At 64.5% G+C, this 19,763-nt stretch carries 13 protein-coding genes; 12 read left to right on the top strand and 1 reads right to left on the bottom strand.

Annotation, left to right across the window (positions count from 1 at the left end):
• Positions 1-76 precede the first annotated feature (76 nt).
• Positions 77-1,687, bottom strand: a complete 1,611-nt coding sequence (locus AC1D0I_RS02980; protein WP_477392950.1) for a phosphoenolpyruvate carboxykinase — start codon at positions 1,685-1,687, stop codon at positions 77-79.
• A gap of 342 nt (positions 1,688-2,029) precedes the next feature.
• Between AC1D0I_RS02980 and AC1D0I_RS02975 the strand changes: the two genes are divergently transcribed.
• The 12 genes from AC1D0I_RS02975 to trxA all read left to right on the top strand — a co-directional run bounded on the left by AC1D0I_RS02975 (position 2,030) and on the right by trxA (position 19,692).
• Entirely contained in the window at positions 2,030-2,731 is a 702-nt protein-coding gene (locus AC1D0I_RS02975) for a response regulator transcription factor (RefSeq protein WP_013528337.1), read from the top strand.
• Positions 2,732-2,874: 143 nt separating this feature from the next.
• Positions 2,875-4,659 carry a stimulus-sensing domain-containing protein gene (locus tag AC1D0I_RS02970; RefSeq protein ID WP_477392948.1) on the top strand — a complete coding sequence of 595 codons (1,785 nt, stop codon included), beginning with the start codon at positions 2,875-2,877 and terminating at the stop codon, positions 4,657-4,659.
• A 69-nt stretch (positions 4,660-4,728) separates the two neighbouring features.
• Positions 4,729-5,190, top strand: a complete 462-nt coding sequence (locus AC1D0I_RS02965; RefSeq protein WP_477393244.1) for an HPr kinase/phosphorylase — start codon at positions 4,729-4,731, stop codon at positions 5,188-5,190.
• Between the two features lie 164 nt (positions 5,191-5,354).
• Positions 5,355-5,756: a PTS sugar transporter subunit IIA gene (locus AC1D0I_RS02960; RefSeq protein WP_056589309.1), complete on the top strand. Its 402-nt coding sequence runs from the start codon at positions 5,355-5,357 to the stop codon at positions 5,754-5,756.
• Complete coding sequence (locus tag AC1D0I_RS02955; RefSeq protein WP_095083198.1) at positions 5,753-6,049, top strand: HPr family phosphocarrier protein; 297 nt, start codon at positions 5,753-5,755, stop codon at positions 6,047-6,049. The genes AC1D0I_RS02960 and AC1D0I_RS02955 overlap by 4 nt, the downstream gene beginning before the upstream one ends.
• Before the next feature lie 181 nt (positions 6,050-6,230).
• Positions 6,231-7,631: an adenosylhomocysteinase gene (gene ahcY, locus AC1D0I_RS02950; protein WP_477392946.1), complete on the top strand. Its 1,401-nt coding sequence runs from the start codon at positions 6,231-6,233 to the stop codon at positions 7,629-7,631.
• Between the two features lie 200 nt (positions 7,632-7,831).
• A complete protein-coding gene (locus AC1D0I_RS02945; protein ID WP_477392944.1) occupies positions 7,832-10,390 on the top strand; it encodes a sensor histidine kinase in 2,559 nt (852 codons plus the stop codon).
• Positions 10,391-10,398: 8 nt separating this feature from the next.
• Positions 10,399-11,910, top strand: coding sequence for a tRNA (adenosine(37)-N6)-threonylcarbamoyltransferase complex ATPase subunit type 1 TsaE (gene tsaE, locus AC1D0I_RS02940; protein ID WP_477392942.1), 1,512 nt, complete (start codon positions 10,399-10,401; stop codon positions 11,908-11,910).
• Positions 11,907-12,635, top strand: coding sequence for a nucleotidyltransferase family protein (locus tag AC1D0I_RS02935; protein WP_477392940.1), 729 nt, complete (start codon positions 11,907-11,909; stop codon positions 12,633-12,635). The genes tsaE and AC1D0I_RS02935 overlap by 4 nt, the downstream gene beginning before the upstream one ends.
• Positions 12,632-15,766, top strand: a complete 3,135-nt coding sequence (gene addB, locus AC1D0I_RS02930; RefSeq protein WP_477392938.1) for a double-strand break repair protein AddB — start codon at positions 12,632-12,634, stop codon at positions 15,764-15,766. Before AC1D0I_RS02935 ends, addB begins: the two co-directional genes overlap by 4 nt.
• Entirely contained in the window at positions 15,763-19,293 is a 3,531-nt protein-coding gene (addA, locus tag AC1D0I_RS02925; RefSeq protein WP_477392936.1) for a double-strand break repair helicase AddA, read from the top strand. Before addB ends, addA begins: the two co-directional genes overlap by 4 nt.
• A 75-nt stretch (positions 19,294-19,368) precedes the next feature.
• Positions 19,369-19,692, top strand: a complete 324-nt coding sequence (trxA, locus tag AC1D0I_RS02920; protein ID WP_013891648.1) for a thioredoxin — start codon at positions 19,369-19,371, stop codon at positions 19,690-19,692.
• The last annotated feature ends 71 nt before the right edge of the window (positions 19,693-19,763 follow it).

Below are 19,763 nucleotides of genomic sequence, written 5' to 3'. Positions count from 1 at the left end.
CGGCGGATCGAAAAAGAAAAGGCCCGATCGAAACCGGGCCTTTCAACGACAGGCTGAGTTCAGCCCAATGACCTGATTACTCCGCCGCTTCCTGCATGCGCGGCGCGGCACCCAGCACTACGGCGTCGACATGGCTTTCGAATTTCTCGAAGTTGACGGCGAACATGCCGACCAGCCTTGTCGCCTGCCGGTCGTAACCCGCCTTGTCGGCCCAGGTCGACCGCGGGTCGAGAATGGCGCTGTCGACGCCGCGAACCGCCACCGGCACCTCGAAACCGAAATGAGGGTCGGTGCGGAACTCGGCCGCCTTCAGCGAGCCGTCGAGTGCCGCCGCAAGCAATGCCCGCGTTGCCTTGATTGGCATCCGCTTGCCGGTACCGTAGGCGCCGCCGGTCCAGCCGGTGTTGACCAGCCAGCAGTCGGCGTCGTGGCGGGCAATCAGTTCGCGCAGCAAATTGCCGTATTCCGAGGGATGGCGCGGCATGAACGGCGCGCCAAAGCAGGTCGAAAACGTCGCTTCGGGTTCGGTCACGCCCTTTTCGGTTCCGGCCACCTTGGCGGTGTAGCCGGACAGAAAATGATACATCGCCTGCGCCGGGGTCAGCCGGGCGATCGGCGGCATCACGCCGAAGGCATCGGCGGTCAGCATGATGATGTTCTTCGGATGATTGGCGCGTCCCGTCTTGCTGGCATTGGGGATGAAATCCAGCGGATAGGCGCAGCGCGTGTTTTCGGTGAGCCTTCCATCGTTGAAATCCGGCACGCCGTCGGCGTCGAGCACGACATTTTCCAGCACTGTGCCGAAGCGCTGCGTGGTGGCGAAGATTTCAGGCTCGGCTTCCGCCGACAGCTTGATCGTCTTGGCGTAGCAGCCGCCTTCGAAATTGAAGATGCCGTGCGGTCCCCAGCCATGCTCGTCGTCGCCGATCAGCGTGCGCGACGGATCGGCCGACAGCGTGGTCTTGCCGGTCCCCGACAGGCCGAAGAAGACGGCGGCGTCGCCGCTCGCACCCTCGTTGGCCGAGCAATGCATCGGCATCACGCCTTTCGCCGGCAACAGATAGTTGAGCATGGTGAACACCGACTTCTTCATCTCGCCGGCATAGGAGGTGCCGCCGATCAGCACGATCTTGCGCGTCAGGTCGACAGCGATCACCGTTTCGGTACGGCTGCCGTGGCGGGCGGGATCGGCACGGAACGACGGCAGGTCGATGATGGTCATCTCGGGCACGAAATGCTCGAGCTCGGCGGCATCCGGGCGGATGAGCAGATTGCGGATGAACAGCGAGTGCCAGGCGAGTTCGGTAACCACCCTGGTCGGCAGCTTCAGCCCTTCGTCAGCGCCGCCGACCAGATCCTGCACATAGAGATCCTTGTCCGCGGCATGGGCGCGGAAATCGGCAAGCAGAAGGTCGAACTGGGCCGGCGAGATCGCCTTGTTGTTGTTCCACCAGATATGCGGCTCGGTTGCGCCGTCGCGCACGACGAATTTGTCCTTGGGCGAGCGGCCGGTGTGCTGGCCGGTCTCGGCGACCAGTGCGCCATGTGCGGTGAGCCGGGCTTCGCCGCGCCGGATCGATTCCTCGTAAAGGGCTGCCGCGCCGAAATTATAGCGCACCACGCCGGTGGTCTTCAGGCCGATATGATCGATCGCACAGGCAGAATTGCGTTTTCCGACTTCCGACATCAAGTGTCCCTCTTCGTTTTCCGCGTCTTTGCCGGCGTATATTCCGGCATGCCCACTAGCAGGCTGAGATCGTCAGAACCAGAAAAGCCAAATGATATCAAATCATTAATCGATTTAAAAATTTTGAAAGTTGTTTAAATCGTTTATATGTGCAAAAACTTTGGTGGTTGCCCAAAGGATTGGCAGTGTTCGTTCGTCCAATCCATATCGGGGTAGGATTGTGGCCTCCGGCATGCCGCGCGTGACAGCGGACAAGGCCTATGCCACATTTTGTACCTAATTTGTCCTGCAAAAGCCCCTTCTCTACGAAAGAAGGGACAGCTCATGAGGGAGCCGCTTGAAATGGCAACAATCGCGCTTGTCGATGACGACCGCAACATTCTGACATCGGTGTCGATCGCCCTCGAATCCGAGGGGTATCGCGTCGAGACCTACACGGATGGTGCGTCTGCGCTGGAAGGGCTGGCGGCACGCCCGCCGAACCTTGCCATCCTCGACATCAAGATGCCGCGCATGGATGGCATGGAACTGCTGCGCCGGATGCGCCAGAAGTCCGACCTTCCGGTGATCTTCCTGACCTCCAAGGACGACGAGATCGACGAATTGTTCGGCCTCAAGATGGGCGCCGACGATTTCATCCGCAAACCGTTCTCGCAGCGCCTTCTGGTCGAGCGGGTGCGTGCCGTGCTGCGCCGTGCCAGTGCCCGCGAGGCTGCGGCAAAGACGCCCAGCCAGCAGGCCCGGTCGCTCGAGCGCGGCCAGCTGGTCATGGACCAGGAGCGCCACACCTGCACCTGGAAGGGCGAGCCGGTGACGCTGACCGTCACCGAGTTCCTGATCCTGCACTCGCTGGCCCAGCGCCCCGGTGTCGTAAAAAGCCGTGATGCGCTGATGGATTCGGCCTATGATGAACAGGTCTATGTCGACGACCGGACCATCGACAGCCACATCAAGCGGCTGCGCAAGAAGTTCAAGGCCGTCGACGACGACTTCGAGATGATCGAAACCCTTTACGGAGTCGGATACCGGTTCCGCGAAGCGTAAGTCGATCCATGTCACCCAAAGTGATCCCGGTTTTGGGATAACGACATGCGTCAAAGCAAGGTAATGCATGTCGCCCAAAAGTGGGCCCGGTTTTGGGACAACGACATGCATCAAGGCAAAGACTAGGCGGGAGCTGCTATTCGATGGCAGTGGAAGCACAGCGAGCAAGACCGGCGGGCGCTGCGAGGCGGCCGTCGCGTATCATGCCGTCATTCCTCTCGAAAATCACGGTGCCGATGCGCCGCTTCCTCGGCCATCATATCTTTTCCAGCCTGACGCGGCGTATCCTCTTCCTCAACCTCGCCGGCCTGGCCGTCCTTGTCACCGGCATCCTCTATCTCAACACCTTCCGTGACGGGCTGATCGACGCCCGGGTCGAGAGCCTGATGACCCAGGGCGAGATCATCGCCGGCGCCATCGCCGCGTCGGCGACGGTCGAGACGGATTCGATCAGCATCGACCCGGAAAAGCTGCTCGAGCTGCAGGCCGGGGAAAGCCTCGGGCCGGGCTCCGACCAGCTCGACAATCTCGACTTCCCGATCAACCCGGAACGTGTCGCGCCGGTGCTGCGAAGGCTGATCTCGCCGACCCGGACGCGCGCCCGCATCTATGACCGCGACGCCAATCTGCTGCTCGATTCGCGCCATCTCTATTCGCGCGGCCAGATCCTGCGCTACGACCTGCCGCCGGTCGAAGAGGAAGAGCCCGATCTGGTCGAGCGCATCCAGAAATTCGTCTTCGATTTCTTCCGCAACACCGAACTGCCGGTCTATCGCGAGCAGCCGGGCGGCAATGGCGCCGCCTTCCCGGAAGTGGTCAAGGCGCTCACCGGCAGCCCGTCGACCATCGTGCGCATCTCGGAACAGGGCGAGCAGATCGTTTCGGTGGCGGTGCCGATCCAGCGCTTCCGCGCCGTTCTCGGCGTGCTGATGCTGTCGACCGAAGGCGGCGACATCGACAAGATCGTCGCCGCCGAGCGCAAGGCGATCCTGCGCGTCTTCGGCATCGCGGCGCTTGTCACCGCCATCCTGTCGATGCTGCTCGCCTCCACTATCGCCAATCCGCTGCGCCGGCTGTCGGCGGCGGCCGTGCGGGTGCGGCGCGGCGTCAAGAGCCGCGAGGAAATCCCCGACTTTTCCGACCGCCAGGATGAGATCGGCAATCTGTCGATCGCCATACGCGACATGACCAACGCGCTCTACGCCCGCATCGAGGCGATCGAAAGCTTTGCCGCTGACGTGTCGCACGAATTGAAAAACCCGCTGACCTCGCTGCGCAGCGCCGTGGAAACCTTGCCGCTGGCCAAGAACGACAATTCGCGCAGCCGGCTGATGGACATCATCCAGCACGATGTCAGGCGACTGGACCGGCTCATCACCGACATTTCCGACGCCTCCCGTCTTGATGCCGAGCTGGCGCGTGAAGATGCCGGCACGGTCGACCTGAAGAAATTCATCACCGATCTCGTCGCCGTTTCGCGTGAAGCCACGCGTAACAAGAAGGCGGTCGAGATCGAGTTCAAGGTCGCCAAACTGCCGCAGGGCGTCAAAGGCTATGTGGTCGTCGGTCATGATCTGCGCATCGGCCAGGTCATCACCAACCTGATCGAGAACGCCCGCTCCTTCGTTCCCGAGGACCATGGCCACATCAGCGTATCGCTGGCCCGTGCGGGCAAGTTCAACATCGTCACCGTCGACGACAATGGTCCCGGCATTCGCGCCGACAACATCGACCGCATCTTCGAACGTTTCTACACCGACCGGCCCGCAGGCGAGGCGTTCGGCCAGAATTCGGGTCTTGGCCTGTCGATATCCAGGCAGATCGTCGAGGCCCATGGCGGCACCTTGACCGCCGAGAACATCCCCGGCACCAAGCCCGGCGAAATCAAGGGTGCGCGTTTTGTCGTGACGCTACCGGCCGAAGCATGATCCCGGAAAGTGGGAAGCGGTTTTCGGGCAAGTTCATGCTTCATTCAAAATGCATGATTGGCCAAGATCGTGCCTGATCCGGCTGCGCAGCCTGAAAACATTCACGGAACCGCGATCCTGATCGGCGAGCGCGGCGTCCTTATCACCGGGCCGTCCGGCGCCGGCAAGACGACGCTGGCGCTGACACTCCTGGACCATTGCCGCGCGCGCGGGCTGTTCTCGCGGCTGATCGGCGATGACAGGCTGCTTGCCGCGGCCCGCGCCGGGCGGCTGGTGTGTCGCGTGCCGGCGACCATCGCCGGTCTCGCCGAAGTACCTGGGTTCATGCCGCGCCCGCTGCCGTTCGAGCCGGGCGGAGTGATCGACCTGCATGTGAGGCTGGTGCCAAAGGCAGACATGGCCCGTTTCCAGGAGGAAATCAGCGAGCCGGTCGCAGGCTGCCCGGTGCCGCGTATCGACCTTGCCGAGCGCAACGCCGCCACTGCCCTGCCCGCCGTGATGGCGCGGCTGTCGATCGCGCCTTTTCTATGATCCGCTTGGGATTTCTTGCTGCAATGCGTCAAAATGGCATGGGCCGGCGCAATTTGGGGCTTGTCAACCGGCCGCGCGTCGACAAGATAGCGCTCCCGCCGCCTGGAATGGCTGGCGAGCATAATATGCGCCTGTGAAGCGGCGATGACGGGAGCCACCAAAGAATGATCGGACTCGTGCTTGTAACGCACGGTCAACTGGCCGCCGAGTTCCGACATGCCGTGGAACATGTCGTCGGGCCACAAGACAATTTCGAAACCGTGGCGATCGGCGCCGATGACGATATGGAGCAGCGTCGTCGCGACATCGTCGACGCCGTCGCCCGTGTCGACACCGGAACGGGCGTCATCGTGCTGACCGACATGTTCGGCGGCACCCCCTCCAACCTTGCCATTTCGGTGATGGAGTCCGGCCGCACCGAGGTGATAGCCGGCATGAATCTGCCGATGCTGATCAAGCTCTCCTCGATCCGCAAGGGCGACAACATGGCGGCCGCACTTGATGAGGCGCAGGCGGCCGGCCGCAAATACATCAACGTCGCCAGCCAGCTTTTGAGCAGCAAATGAACGCGCTGTCCCCGGAAGAAGATCAGATCGTCCGGGACTTTCCCATCATCAACCAGCGCGGCCTGCACGCGCGCGCCTCGGCGAAATTCGTCCAACTGGCGAGCGGCTTCGACGCTTCGGTGCATGTCGAGAAGGACGGCGTCAAGGTCGGCGGCACCTCGATCATGGGCCTGATGATGCTGGCGGCAAGCCCGGGCTACTCGATCCGTGTCACCGCCAGCGGACCGCAGGCGCTGCAGGTCATCGACGCGCTGGAGCAATTGGTGGCGTCCCGCTTCGGCGAGGAAAGCTGATCTTCTACATCGCCAAAGCATGTCCGATGGACATGCAGGGATAAAGATTTCTTTATATCCCATTGTCGTCCGAGCCCCGATCTGCTAGTCAGACCGGCAATTCGCGCCCTTCGACGCGCCGACCGGCGTGGGCGCATCCGCAACCAATTCGCAAGCTAACAATTCGCATCGGAGCACTGCCATGACGGGTAGCAAGGACTATATGGTCGCCGACATCTCGCTTGCCGGCTGGGGCCGCAAGGAAATCGAGATCGCCGAAACCGAAATGCCGGGCCTGATGGCCAGCCGCGAGGAATTCGGCGACAAGAAGCCGCTGAAGGGCGCGCGCATCACCGGGTCGCTGCACATGACCATCCAGACGGCGGTGCTGATCGAGACGCTGAAGGCGCTCGGCGCCGATATCCGCTGGGCTTCCTGCAACATCTTCTCGACCCAGGACCATGCGGCCGCGGCCATCGCCGAGGCCGGTATCCCGGTGTTCGCCGTCAAGGGCGAGTCGCTCGAGGAGTATTGGGACTACACCGACAAGATCTTCCAGTGGGCCGACGGCGGCACCTCCAACATGATCCTCGATGATGGCGGCGACGCCACCATGTACATCCTGATCGGCGCCCGCGCCGAGGCCGGCGAGGACGTGCTGTCCAACCCGCAGAGCGAGGAAGAGGAATACTTCTACGCCCAGGTCAAGAAGCGCCTGAAGGCTTCGCCCGGCTTCTTCACCAAGCAGAAGGCAGCGATCCGCGGCGTCACCGAAGAGACGACCACCGGCGTCAACCGGCTTTACCAGTTGCAGAAGAAGGGCCTACTGCCCTTCCCCGCCATCAACGTCAACGACTCGGTCACCAAGTCGAAGTTCGACAACAAATATGGCTGCAAGGAATCGCTGGTCGACGGCATCCGTCGTGGCACCGACACCATGATGGCCGGCAAGGTCGCGGTCGTCTGCGGCTACGGCGACGTCGGCAAGGGCTCGTCGGCCTCGCTCAAGGGCGCCGGCGCCCGCGTCAAGGTCACCGAGGTCGACCCGATCTGCGCGCTGCAGGCGGCGATGGACGGTTTTGAAGTCGTCACGCTGGAAGATGCGGCACCCACCGCCGACATCGTCATCACCACCACCGGCAACAAGGACGTCGTCACCCTCGACCACATGCGCTCGATGAAGGACATGGTCATTGTCGGCAACATCGGTCACTTCGACAATGAGATCCAGGTGGCCGCGCTGCGCAACCTCAAATGGACCAACGTCAAGCCGCAGGTCGACATGATCACCTTCCCTGACGGCAAGCGGATGATCCTGCTGTCGGAAGGCCGGCTGCTCAATCTCGGCAACGCCACCGGTCATCCGAGCTTCGTCATGTCGGCCTCGTTCACCAACCAGGTGCTGGCCCAGATCGAGCTCTACACCAAGCCCGGCCAGTACGCGAACCAGGTCTATGTCCTGCCCAAGCATCTCGATGAAAAGGTCGCGCGCCTGCATCTCGACAAGCTTGGCGCCCGCCTGACCGAGTTGTCCGGCGAGCAGGCCGCCTATATCGGCGTGACCCAGCAGGGACCGTTCAAGCCGGAACACTACCGCTATTAACCAAAGCTAAAATTGCTACCAGATATTGATGCCGGGCGATTGACTTTTCGCCCGGCTTTATTTTTGCGCGCCGCCAGCCTTCACGGCGATTCGGCGAGGGTTTATTGTCAGGTGATTCGCGACGCTTCCGGCCCGAGAGGGGATCAAGAGAGGCGCGCATCAGGGCGGTCTTGCATTCAGGCGGCGGAGAGGACCAAGACATGCCGGGGCAACACCCGCACAGAGCGGGACGGGCCGTTTCCGGCGGCCAAGACGATTCGGGGGTTACTGGCTCTGCCTTGCAAGGCGGAAGCTTGTCATGGCGTGCTCGCGCGGCACTGTTCCTTGCCACGTCCGCGTTTGCCTGCCCCTTGGCCTATGCGGTTGCACATGCCGAAGCCGCCGGCGTGACCACGGCCGGGATGTCGATCAGCGCGATCGAGGTGATGCAGCTTGCGGTGTTTGTCGGCGTGACCGGCGCGGCACTTCTGTCGGCCATCGTTCTCATCCGCGAAAGAGCCCGCACCTCGGCGGACAATGTCGAACTCAGGAGCCGCCTCGCCGACATCAACGCGGCCTTGCGCCGCTCGGAGGCGCTGCTCAATCTGCGCGACCAGCGCCTGGTCGTCTGGGCCGCGGAAAACAAGAAGCCCGAACTCATCGGCACATTGCCCGTGGAAAGCGGTGCCCCCGAGGACCGTGCCGCTTTCCTCGCTTTCGGCCGCTGGCTGATGCCGCGTTCGGCGGCGGCGCTCGAACATGCCGTCGCGGGATTGCGCGAGAAGGCGAAACACTTCGACCTCGTCATCGAATCGCAGGCCGGCGCACCGCTCGAAGTGCATGGCCGCAAAAGCGCAGCCCACGTGCTGGTTCGTTTCGTCTCGCTCTCGGAGACGCAGCGCAGCCAGGCCAGGCTGAAGATCGAGAACCAGCGGCTGGCGGCCGACCATGACACGATGATCGGCCTGCTCGACGCGTTGAACATGCCGGCATGGCTTCGCAGCGAGGATGGGCGGCTGAAGTGGGTCAACCGGGCCTATGCCGATGCGGTCGAAGCCGAAAGTGCCGAAGCCGCGGTTCGCGAGGCAAAGGAGTTCCTCGGCGGCCAGGCACGCGATGCGATTGCCGCCCAGCACAAGACGCATCCGGTCTTCGAGCAGTCGCTTTCCACCGTGATCGAAGGCGATCGCCGTGTGTTTGCGGTCACCGATTTTGCCGGCGCGGATGGCTCGGCCGGCCTTGCCTGCGACACCAGCGCCATCGAGACCGTTCGCAGCGAGTACGAACGGACCGTCAGGAGCCACGCCGACACGCTCGACCAGCTAAACACGGCTGTCGCCATTTTCGACACCGACGAGAAATTGCGGTTCTTCAACCAGGCTTTCCAGAAGCTGTGGGGCCTCGACAGCGGCTTCCTGCACAGCGCTCCCGACAATGCTCTGCTGCTCGACCGGCTGCGCAGCTCGGGCAAGATCGCCGAACAGCCGGAATGGCGCCGGTGGAAGGAAGGCCTGCTCGGCGCTTATCGCGCCGTCGAATCGCAGGAACATTGGTGGCATCTGCCGGACGGCAAGACCATCCGCGTCGTCGCCAACCCGCAGCCCAAGGGCGGCGTGACCTGGGTGTTCGAGAACCTGACCGAGAAGATGGACCTCGAAAGCCGCTACCAGACAGCGGTGCGGGTGCAGGGCGAGACGCTCGACAATCTTGCCGAAGGCGTGGCGGTGTTCGGCCCCGATGGCAGGCTTCGTCTGTCGAACCCTGCCTTTGCCAAGCTCTGGGGCCTGAGCGGCGATGCGGCCAAGCCCAATGTGCACGTGTCCGCGATCCGCGACCTTTGCGACCGGCAGGCGGCGGCGGACAGTCCCTGGCCGGGTTTCGTTGCCGCCATCACCGGGTTCGACGACGAGCGCCGTGACCGTCACGGCCAGACCGAACTCAACAATGGCAATGTGCTGAGCTACGCCATGATCCCGCTGCCCAACGGGCAAGTGATGATGACCTTCGTCGACGTGACCGACAGCGTCAATGTCGAGCGGGCGCTGAAGGACAAGAACGAGGCGCTGCAGAAATCCGATCAGCTCAAAAACGAATTCGTCCAGCACGTCTCCTACGAATTGCGCTCGCCGCTGACCAACATCATCGGCTTCACCGAACTTCTGTCGCTGCCGGCGACCGGTCCGCTGACGCAGAAGCAGCGCGAATATGTCGAGCATGTCGGATCGTCCTCCTCGGTCCTGCTCACCATCGTCAACGACATCCTCGACCTGGCGACGGTCGACGCCGGCATCATGCAGCTCGACATTTCAGAGGTGCATGTCGATCGTACCATCGCGGCCGCGGCCGAACTGGTGGCCGACCGGCTGGAAGAGCATTCGATCAGGCTCGAGGTTGACGCCACTGCTGCGCCGAAGACGTTCCACGGCGACGAGATCCGCGTCCGCCAGATCCTCTACAATCTGCTCAGCAACGCCGCCAATTATGCGCCGGAAGCCAGCACCATCCGGCTAACCTGCCGCCATCTGGCGGACGGGGTGGAATTCTCGGTTCATGACGACGGCCCCGGCATGCCGCCGGATCTGCTCGATTCGGTGTTCCGCCGTTTTGAGCCGCGTGCCAATGGCGGCCGCCGGCGCGGTGCCGGTCTCGGCCTGTCGATCGTCAAGAGCTTTGTCGAGCTGCATGGCGGCAGCGTTCGCATCGAAACCGGCAAGGACAAGGGCACGACCGTCATCTGCACTTTTCCCGACATGCCGGGCATCCGCGCCGCGGCCGAGTAGCGCGCTCGATGACGGGATTGGTGCTGGAGCGTTTACTCGCCGACGAGACACAGACAGCATTGCTGGGCGAGGATCTGGCGTTGTCTTTGCGACCAGGAGACGTCCTGGCGCTCAAGGGCGACCTCGGCGCCGGCAAGTCCACCCTGGCGCGGGCGTTGATCAGGGCTTTGGCGGACGATGCCGGTCTCGATGTTCCAAGCCCAACCTTCACGCTGGTGCAGAGCTACGACACCCGCATCCCTGTCCATCATTTCGATCTCTACCGCCTGTCCTCGGCGGCTGAGATTGACGAACTTGGTTTCGACGAAGCCCTGGCGCAAGGCGCTGCCCTGGTCGAATGGCCCGAACGAGCCGAAGACTACCTGCCGAAAACCTCGGTTCTGATCGAACTCGTCCAGCATGGCGAGGGACGGCTGGCCCGGCTGTCGGGCGAGGGCGCCGCCTTCGACCGCGTGGCGCGATCGCTGGCCATGCGCGACTTTCTCCAAACTGCCGGCTGGGGCGACGCAAGGCGCCGCCATTTCATCGGCGATGCCTCGGCCCGCTCCTATGAGATTGTCTCGCTTGCCGGCCGAAAGCCGCAGGTCTTGATGAACTCGCCGCGGCTGGTGCTGGGGCCGCCGGTCCGCGACGGCAAGCCCTATGCCGAGATCGCTCATACAGCGCAGTCGGTCTCCGCCTTCGTCGCCATCGACCGGGCTTTGAAGGCGGGTGGGGTCAGCGTTCCGGAAATCCATGCCGAGGACCAGAATCAGGGGTTCCTGCTGCTTGAGCATCTTGGTTCGGAAGGATTTCTCAACGGCGATGGCCAGCCGGTGGCCGAGCGTTATGCGGCGGCGGCCGAACTGCTGGCCATGATGCATGGCAGGAGTTGGCCGCAGCGCCTGGCAACGGGGCAGGGCGGCTTCCACGACGTGCCGCCTTTCGACCGCGATGCGATGATGATCGAGGCCGATCTGCTAGTAGACTGGTACGTGCCGGCCATATCAGGCAGCCCGGCCAGCGATGCCTTGCGTGCCGGTTACCACCAGCAATGGAACGCGCTCCTCGACCGGCTGCGAGGCCGCGAAACCACGCTGATGCTGCGTGATTTCCATTCGCCCAACATCATCTGGCGCGGCGACCGCGCCGGGCATGATCGGCTCGGGATCGTCGATTTCCAGGACGCACTGATCGGTCCGTGCGCCTATGACGTCGCCTCGCTCGCCATGGACGCGCGTGTTACGATGTCGCCCGAGATCGAGAGAGAGACGCTCGACGCCTATGTCGCGGCGCGCCACGCAGCCGGCGCCTTCGACGAAGAAGGCTTCCTGGAATCCTACGCGATCATGGCGGCGCAGCGAAACTCCAAGATCCTCGGCATCTTCGTCCGCCTCGAAAAGCGCGACGGCAAGCCATATTATCTGAAGCACCTGCCGCGCATTCGCGATTATCTGCGTCGGGCGCTGTCTCATCCGGGGCTGGCCAGCCTGCGGGAGTTCTACAACGCCAACGGCTTGCTGGAGGAGCGGGCACTGTGACAGCAAAACCGGACACCGCCATCGTGCTCGCCGCGGGGCTTGGCAAGCGCATGCGGCCGATCACCGACACCATTCCCAAGCCGCTGGTCAAGATCGCCGGCAAGACCCTGCTCGACTGGGGGCTCGACAGCCTGGCCGCCGCCGGTGTCGGCAAGGCCGTCGTCAATGTCCATTATCTCCCCGAACAGATCGTTGCCCATGTCGCGGCGCGCCGCACGCCAAAAATCATCATCTCCGATGAGAGCGAAAAGCTGCTCGATTCCGCCGGCGGCATCGTCAAGGCGTTGCCGGAGCTGGGCGGAAAACCCTTCTACATCCTCAACGCCGATACCTTCTGGATCGACCAGGGTCCTCTCAATCTCGGCCGTCTTGCCCTTGCATGGGACGCTGCGAAAATGGATATTCTGCTGATGCTGGCGGATCTCCATCAGGCGACCGGACACTGCGGCAGCACCGATTTCCTGGTGGCGCCGGATGGTAGCTTGCGGCGATCAAAAGGTGATCCGGCCGGACTGATCTATGCCGGAGCGGCGATCGTCCATCCGCGCCTGTTCGAGGATGCCCAGTCCGGGCCGCACTCGCTCAACGCCTATTTCGACACCGCCATTGCTGCCGGCCGGCTGTTCGGCATGCCGATGCAGGGTCATTGGATCACCGTCGGCACGCCCGATGCCATTCCGCTCGCCGAGGCGGCCGTGGCTGGCGCGCTAGCCGAGTTGAAATGAGCGGCTCAAGCCGCGTTTTCTCAATTCCCTCCGGAGCGCCGTTCCTGCCGACGCTTGCCGAGGCGCTGCTAGCCGGGCGCCTTGTTCCGGGGTTCCGGTTTGACGGCGACCCGCTCGCTTTGGCCGACGTCACCATCTATGTGCCGACGCGGCGCGCGGCGCGCGCCTTGCGGGGTGTTTTCGTCGACAGCCTGGCGGCACGCGGCGGCGGCGGGTCGGCGATCCTGCCGGTCATCCGTCCGCTCGGCGAGTTCGATGAGGATGAGGCTGCATTCGAAACCGAGGCGTCCGCCGCCATCGACCTCGCGCCGCCGATTTCGGCAAGCGAACGCCTGTTGCTGCTGGCGCCGCTGGTCCGCGCCTGGAAACGCCGGCTGCCGGCGCATGTCGCGGCGCTCTTCGCCGAGGAGATCGTCATCCCTGCCTCTACCGCCGACGCGATCTGGTTGGCGCGCGATCTCGCCCGGCTGATGGACGAGATCGAGACGGAAGGCACGGATTGGGCCAAGCTCACCGACCTGGTGACCGGCAACCTTGCCGGATGGTGGCAGGTGACGCTTGAATTTCTCGGCATCGTCACCGATGCGTGGCCGAAATTCCTTGAAGAACGCGATCGCTCCAACCCTGCCGCACATCGCAGCGCGCTGATCCGCGCTGAAGCCGCACGGCTGCAGCGCAATCCGCCAGCCGGGCCGGTCATCGCTGCGGGCTCGACCGGCTCGATACCGGCCACGGCCGAGTTGCTTGCCGCGATTGCCCGCTTGCCCGGTGGCGCCATCGTGTTGCCCGGTCTCGACCGGACGCTGGACGAAGCGTCGTTCCAGGCAATCGCGGCGCCCGGCGCGCGTCCGGCCGTGCTCGGGCACCCGCAATACGGTCTCGCCAGGCTGATCGGTAAGATCGGTGTGCTGCGCGGCGATGTCGAGGAGATTGGCGCAGCCGAGCCACGGCTTGCGCTCCGCGCCGCCCTGGTCGGCGAAGCGCTGCGGCCGGCCGAAACCACCGAATTGTGGGCCGAGACGCGCAACGGCTTTTCAGCCTCCGACATTGCCGGGGCCTTTGCCGGCGTGACGCTGCTCGAAGCGGCCAGCGAACGCGATGAAGCCGTCGCGATCGCCGTCGCGCTCAAGCGCGCGGTCGAAGAGCCGGGCCAACGGGCGGCTCTCGTGACCGGTGACCGCGCGCTGGCGCGGCGCGTCTCGGTGGAACTCCTGCGGTTCGGCGTCGTCGCCGACGATTCCGGTGGCACGCCGCTCGCCAACACCCCGGCGGCCAGCCTGCTCGGCCTGGCGCTCGAGGCGGTGTACCGGCCAGGCGATCCGGTCGGCCTGCTGTCGCTGCTCAAACATCCGCTGCTTGGGCTTGGCCTCGAACGGGCCGATGTGCGCCACGCGGCGGAGCTGGTCGAACTGGTGGCGCTGCGCGGCGGCACCGGCCGCCCCGACATCGTTTCGCTTCCGGAACTGTTCGAAACCCGTCTCACCGGCCTTGCCAGCGGCAGCCGGCAGCCCTTCTGGTTTTCCCGTCTCACCCTGCGCTCCCTCGAAGCCGCGAAGAATTTGCTCGAACGTCTCACACAGGCGCTGGCGCCGCTCGCGGCGTTTCGCGGCCAGGCGGACGCCGACCTTGGCGCGCTGGTCGGAGCAAGCATCGTGGCGTTCGAAAATCTCGGCCGCACCGCCGATGGCGGCCTTGGCTTGCTCTATGCGGGTGACGCCGGCGAGAAGCTTGCCGAATTGCTGCGTGGGCTGGTCGCGGCTTCCGCGCCGCTCTCATTCGCCGCGGACGAGTGGCCCGACGTGATGGCGGGGCTGATCGCGCCTGAAACGGTCAAGCCGGCACAGGGAACCGACAGGAACATCGCCATCTGGGGCGCGCTGGAAGCGCGCTTGCAGGATGTAGACACGCTGGTCATCGGCGGGCTCAACGAGGGCGTGTGGCCGCGCAAGCCCGAGAGCGACCGCTTCATGTCGCGGCTAATGAAGACCGGCATCGATCTCGAACCACCCGAACGGCGCATCGGCCTTGCCGCGCATGATTTCCAGATGGCCTTGGGCGCGAAGAAGGTGGTGCTGGCCCGCTCGGCGCGTGCCGGCGACGCGCCTGCCGTGCCGTCGCGGTGGCTGCAGCGCCTGCTCACATTCATAGGCAACGACCAGACGGTTGAACTGCGCCGGCGCGGCGAAGAATTGCTCGCCTGGGCACGCGCGCTCGACACCGGCCCAAGGCAGGATTTCGCGCCACGGCCGCAGCCGACGCCGCCTTTGTCTGTTCGCCCGGGCCATTTCTCGGTCACCGAGATCGAGACCCTGCGCCGTGATCCCTACGCCGTCTATGCACGAAAAATTCTCGGCCTGATGCCGCTCGATCCGGTCATTCGCGATCCCGGTGCGGCCGAGCGCGGCACGCTGTTTCACGCCATCCTGCATCTGTTCTCGGCGCGCGTTGCCGATCCGCGCGCAGCCGACGCGCTCGCCGGCCTCATCGCTGCCGGCCGCGCCTGCTTTGCCGAAGCCGCACTTCCGGCCGATGTCGAGGCGGTGTGGTGGCCGCGTTTCGAAAAACTCGCCGCCAACATCATCGAGTGGGAGCGCACGCGCGCCGACGCGGTGATACGGCGGCATGCCGAGGAACGCGCCGGCAAGACCGTCGTCGGCCAGTCCGGCGTGACGCTGTCCGGCTATGCCGACCGCGTCGACCTGCTGGCCGGCGGCATGGCCGACATACTGGATTACAAGACAGGCTCCTCGCCGTCCAAGGCGCAGGCGCACACCCTGCTTGCGCCGCAACTGGCGCTGGAGGGCGCGCTGCTCAGGCGCGGCGCCTTCAAGGATTTGGGCGCGCGCGATCCTTCGCAACTGGCGTTCGTGCGGCTGAAGCCGAATGGCGAGGTGTTCGAGGAATCGATCCTCGAACACAATCGCCAGCCGCGCACCGCCACCGATCTCGCCGAAGAAGCCTGGGCGCGGCTGGAAAAGCTCCTGATCCACTATGCCGACCCGGCGACCGGCTATCTGTCGCGCGCGCTGCCGTTTCGCGAAGGCGAGACCGATGGCGATTACGACCATCTTGCCCGCGTGCTCGAATGGTCCGCCGGCGGCGATGCCGGCGACGAGGGAGGGGAGGCATGAAGAAGGCCTATCCCATCCCCAGCGACACCGCGACCAGCCAGGCCCGCGCCGCCGACCCCCAGAATTCCGCCTGGGTGTCGGCCAATGCAGGCTCCGGCAAGACCCATGTGCTGGCCCAGCGCGTCATCCGGCTGCTGCTGCGCGGCACCGATCCGTCGAAGATCCTGTGCCTGACCTATACACGCGCCGCCGCCGCCAACATGTCGAACCGGGTGTTTTCGACGCTGTCGGAGTGGACGGCACTCGGCGACGCGGAATTGGCGGCAAGGATCGAAACGTTGGAAGGTCGCCGGCCCGATCTTGAGACCATGCGCCGGGCACGGCGCCTGTTTGCCGAGGCGCTGGAGACGCCCGGCGGGTTGAAGATCCAGACCATCCATGCCTTCTGCGAATCGGTGCTTCATCAGTTCCCGCTGGAGGCCAACATCCCGGCGCATTTCGAGATGCTCGATCCGCCGATGGAGGCATCGCTGTTCGCCACCGCGCGCCGCGACATGATTTCTGGAACGGCCGCCGGCGACATGGACTTGGCCGAGGCGTTTGCCACCATTCTCGATCGTGGCGGCGAAGCCGGACTCGATGCCTTGCTGGGCGAGATCGTGCGCAAGCGCGACGGCTTGCGCAATTTCATCGACATGATTGGGCGCGATGGCACGCGTTTCCAGGCGCTATTCGATGAATTCCATTTCCGCCCCGGCCAGACCGCCGAAGGCATAGCGGCATCGGTCTGGCCGTTGCCGAGTTTCTTGCCCGACTATTTTGCCGGCTTCGCCCAGGCCGCGGATGCCACCGATGCCAGGACGGTGCTGAACAACATCCTGCCCTATGCGCGTCAGGCTTTCACCGAGGCCGACCCTGTTCGCCGTGTGCAACAGCTTGCGAGAGCCTTCCTCAAGACCGATGGCGATGCCTACGATCCGGCAAAGGCCTTCAAGAAAGCCCTGGTCGACCGACTGCCGGATCTGGCGGAACGCTATCTCTCGACGGCCAATGCCATCGTCGAAACGGTCGACAGGCTGGCGCTGTTCCGGATGCTGGAAGGCACGCGCGCCGCGTTGACCATCGCCGACTGGCTGATTGCCCGCTACGAGGTGTTGAAGCGCAGCCGCGGCTTTCTCGACTTCAACGACCTGATCACCCGCACGGTCAACCTTCTGGCGCGGCCCGATGCCGGCCCCTGGGTGCAGTACAAGCTCGACCAGGGCATCGACCACATCCTGCTCGACGAAGCGCAGGACACCAGCCCGGATCAATGGGAAGTGGTGAAGCGGCTGGCGGAAGAGTTTTTTGCCGGCTTAGGCGCCCGCGACAGGGTCCATCGCACGGTCTTTGCCGTCGGTGACGAAAAGCAGTCGATCTATTCCTTTCAGGGCGCCGCGCCGGACTCCTTCGCCGACAGCCGGCTGTTGTTCGCGGGACGGGTGCGTGATGCCGAGGCATCCTTCGCCGACCTCAAGCTGACCTGGTCGTTCCGCTCGACCGATGACGTTCTGACCGCGGTCGATCGCGTCTTTGCCGATCCTGTCGTGCGGCGCGGCATCAGCCATGATCCTGATCCGCTGCGCCACCAGGCCATCCGCACCGATGCGCCGGGCTATGTCGAGGTCTGGCCGTCGGTCGATGCCGACGTCGTCGACGAGCCCGACGACTGGACGCAAGCCATCGACCATGCGCATGCGCCGGCGGTGCGCGTTGCCGAGCATGTCGCGGCCACCATTGCCGGCTGGATCGGCGCCGGCGAGATCGTCGAAGGCCGTGGCAAGCGGCTGCGGCCGGGCGACGTGCTGGTGCTGGTGCGCAAGCGCGATCGCTTCGTCCACGCGTTGACCCGGGCGCTCAAACGCCGCGACATTCCGGTCGCCGGCGCCGACCGGCTGAGCCTGCCCGGACACATTGCGGTCAAGGACCTGATTGCGCTCGGCCATCTCCTCATCCAGCCGCAGGACGATCTGTCGCTCGCCGCCGTCCTGCGCAGCCCGATCTTCGATCTGCCGGAGGAGGGGCTTTTTGCGCTTGCGGCGGAGAGGCCGACCGGCCTGTCGCTGTTTGCATCTCTTCGCGCCCATGCCGGCGAGAGCGAGGTTTTGGCGGCGGTCGTCACCCAGCTCGACATCTGGACGAACGAGGCCGCCTTCAAGCCGGTGTTCGAGTTTTACGCCGGCCTGCTGGCGCGCGATGGCGTGGGCAGAAGCGATGGCGTGCGCAAGAGGATGATCGCGCGGCTCGGGCCTGAGGCCGGCGACATTCTCGACGAGTTCCTGAGCTTCTGCCTTGCCGAGGAACGAACCGGCCTGCCGGGGCTGGAAGCCTTCCTGTCGACGCTGGAGAATGCCGGTCCCGAGATCAAGCGCGAGATGGACCAGACCCGCGACGAGGTCCGCGTCATGACCGTGCACGCGGCCAAGGGCCTGGAAGCGCCGGTCGTGTTCCTGGTCGACGGCGGCTCTGCGCCGTTCAGCGACCAGCATCTGCCGCGGCTGATGCCTTTCGAAGGCTCGGGCTGGGACGGCAAGGGCTATCTCTGGCGCTCGGCCAGCGACGTCGCCAATGGGTTTTCCAAGGCTGCGGCGGTGCGGGCACGGGAACTCGCCGACGACGAATACCGCCGGCTGCTTTATGTCGGCATGACCCGCGCCGAGGACCGGCTGATCGTCTGCGGCTATCACGGCAAGCGGGCGCCGAACACCGGCACCTGGCATTCGATCGTCAGCCGAGCGTTGATCGGCGCGCCTGAGAGCGTGGAGCGCCCGCACCCCGCCGGCGGCGATCCGGTGCATCGTTTTCACGTCACCAAGCTGCCGCCTGTCGCACCGGTTTCCAGCGAGCAGGCGCGGCAGGCGCACAGTTTCGGGCCACTGCCGATGACCCTGTTCCGGCCCTTGCCGCCTTTCGAGGATTTGCCGCGTCCGCTGTCGCCATCCGGCGCCTCGGCGCTCATCGACGAAGGCAAGGAAGCGGTGGTCGACAAGGCTTCGCCGGTGCTCGATGCAGATGCCGAGCCAGGCTTTGCCGTGGTGCGCGGGCTCGCTTTGCACAAATTGCTGCAGATGTTGCCGGGCATTGCCGAGGGTGAACGCGAGGGCGCGGCGCAACGCTATCTCGCGCGAACGGGTGCGGACTGGTCTCAATCAGAGCGTGAAAAAGCTCTGGCATCGGTCACGGCGATCCTTGCCGATCCCGGCCTCGGTCCGCTGTTTGCGCCATCGTCGCGCGCCGAGGTCGCGATCATGGGCAGCCTGGAGGTCAAGGGCAAAAAGCGCTCGATTTCGGGCAAGATCGACCGGCTGGCGGTGACGTCGGACGCGGTCTCTATCGTCGACTACAAGACCAACCGGCCGGCACCCGCCTCCCTGGCCGAGGTCCCGCCGGCCTATGTCCTGCAGCTCGCGCTCTATCGCGCCCTGCTGCAGCCGCTTTATCCCGGACGCGCGGTCAAGGCGGCCTTGCTGTTCACCGAAGCGCCGCGGCTGATCGAACTGCCGGCCGGTACCATGGATGACGCCCTTGCTCGACTCACAGGAGCGTGACACAACACCTGCTTGAAGAAGGGCGCGATCACCACCACATTTGGTGCGACAAAAACTTTCGAAAGGATTTTCCGCATGACCACCGTCAAGGTCGACAAGAGCAATTTCCAGGCCGATGTACTTAACGCCAACGTGCCGGTCGTCGTCGATTTCTGGGCGGAATGGTGCGGTCCGTGCAAGATGATCGCTCCGGCGCTCGAAGACATCGCCACCGAACTCGGCGCCAAGGTGAAGATCGCCAAGCTGAACATCGACGAGAATCCCGAGCTCGCCGCGCAGTTCGGCGTGCGCTCGATCCCGACGCTGATGATCTTCAAGGGCGGCGAAGTGGCCGACATGAAGGTTGGCGCCGCACCCAAGACCGCGCTGTCGCATTGGATCAATGGCAGCCTCGCGTGATCCGTCCCAAATTCCTGACATCAAGCCCGGCCTCGCGCCGGGCTTTTTGTTGGCGTCATCGGTGGGTGGTT

It is taken from the genome of Mesorhizobium sp. P2_D1, assembly GCF_056404455.1.
Note: the sequence above shows the minus strand (reverse complement) of the source record. Positions and strands in the feature narration are given on the sequence as shown.

Excerpts from the sequence above, each read along its gene's own strand:
- AC1D0I_RS02980 (WP_477392950.1), bottom strand. The coding sequence starts at position 1,687 with ATGTCGGAAGTCGGAAAACGCAATTCTGCCTGTGCGATCGATCATATC.
- AC1D0I_RS02975 (WP_013528337.1), top strand. The coding sequence starts at position 2,030 with ATGGCAACAATCGCGCTTGTCGATGACGACCGCAACATTCTGACATCG.
- AC1D0I_RS02970 (WP_477392948.1), top strand. The coding sequence starts at position 2,875 with ATGGCAGTGGAAGCACAGCGAGCAAGACCGGCGGGCGCTGCGAGGCGG.
- AC1D0I_RS02960 (WP_056589309.1), top strand. The coding sequence starts at position 5,355 with ATGATCGGACTCGTGCTTGTAACGCACGGTCAACTGGCCGCCGAGTTC.
- AC1D0I_RS02955 (WP_095083198.1), top strand. The coding sequence starts at position 5,753 with ATGAACGCGCTGTCCCCGGAAGAAGATCAGATCGTCCGGGACTTTCCC.
- ahcY (WP_477392946.1), top strand. The coding sequence starts at position 6,231 with ATGACGGGTAGCAAGGACTATATGGTCGCCGACATCTCGCTTGCCGGC.
- AC1D0I_RS02945 (WP_477392944.1), top strand. The coding sequence starts at position 7,832 with ATGCCGGGGCAACACCCGCACAGAGCGGGACGGGCCGTTTCCGGCGGC.
- tsaE (WP_477392942.1), top strand. The coding sequence starts at position 10,399 with ATGACGGGATTGGTGCTGGAGCGTTTACTCGCCGACGAGACACAGACA.
- addB (WP_477392938.1), top strand. The coding sequence starts at position 12,632 with ATGAGCGGCTCAAGCCGCGTTTTCTCAATTCCCTCCGGAGCGCCGTTC.
- addA (WP_477392936.1), top strand. The coding sequence starts at position 15,763 with ATGAAGAAGGCCTATCCCATCCCCAGCGACACCGCGACCAGCCAGGCC.
- trxA (WP_013891648.1), top strand. The coding sequence starts at position 19,369 with ATGACCACCGTCAAGGTCGACAAGAGCAATTTCCAGGCCGATGTACTT.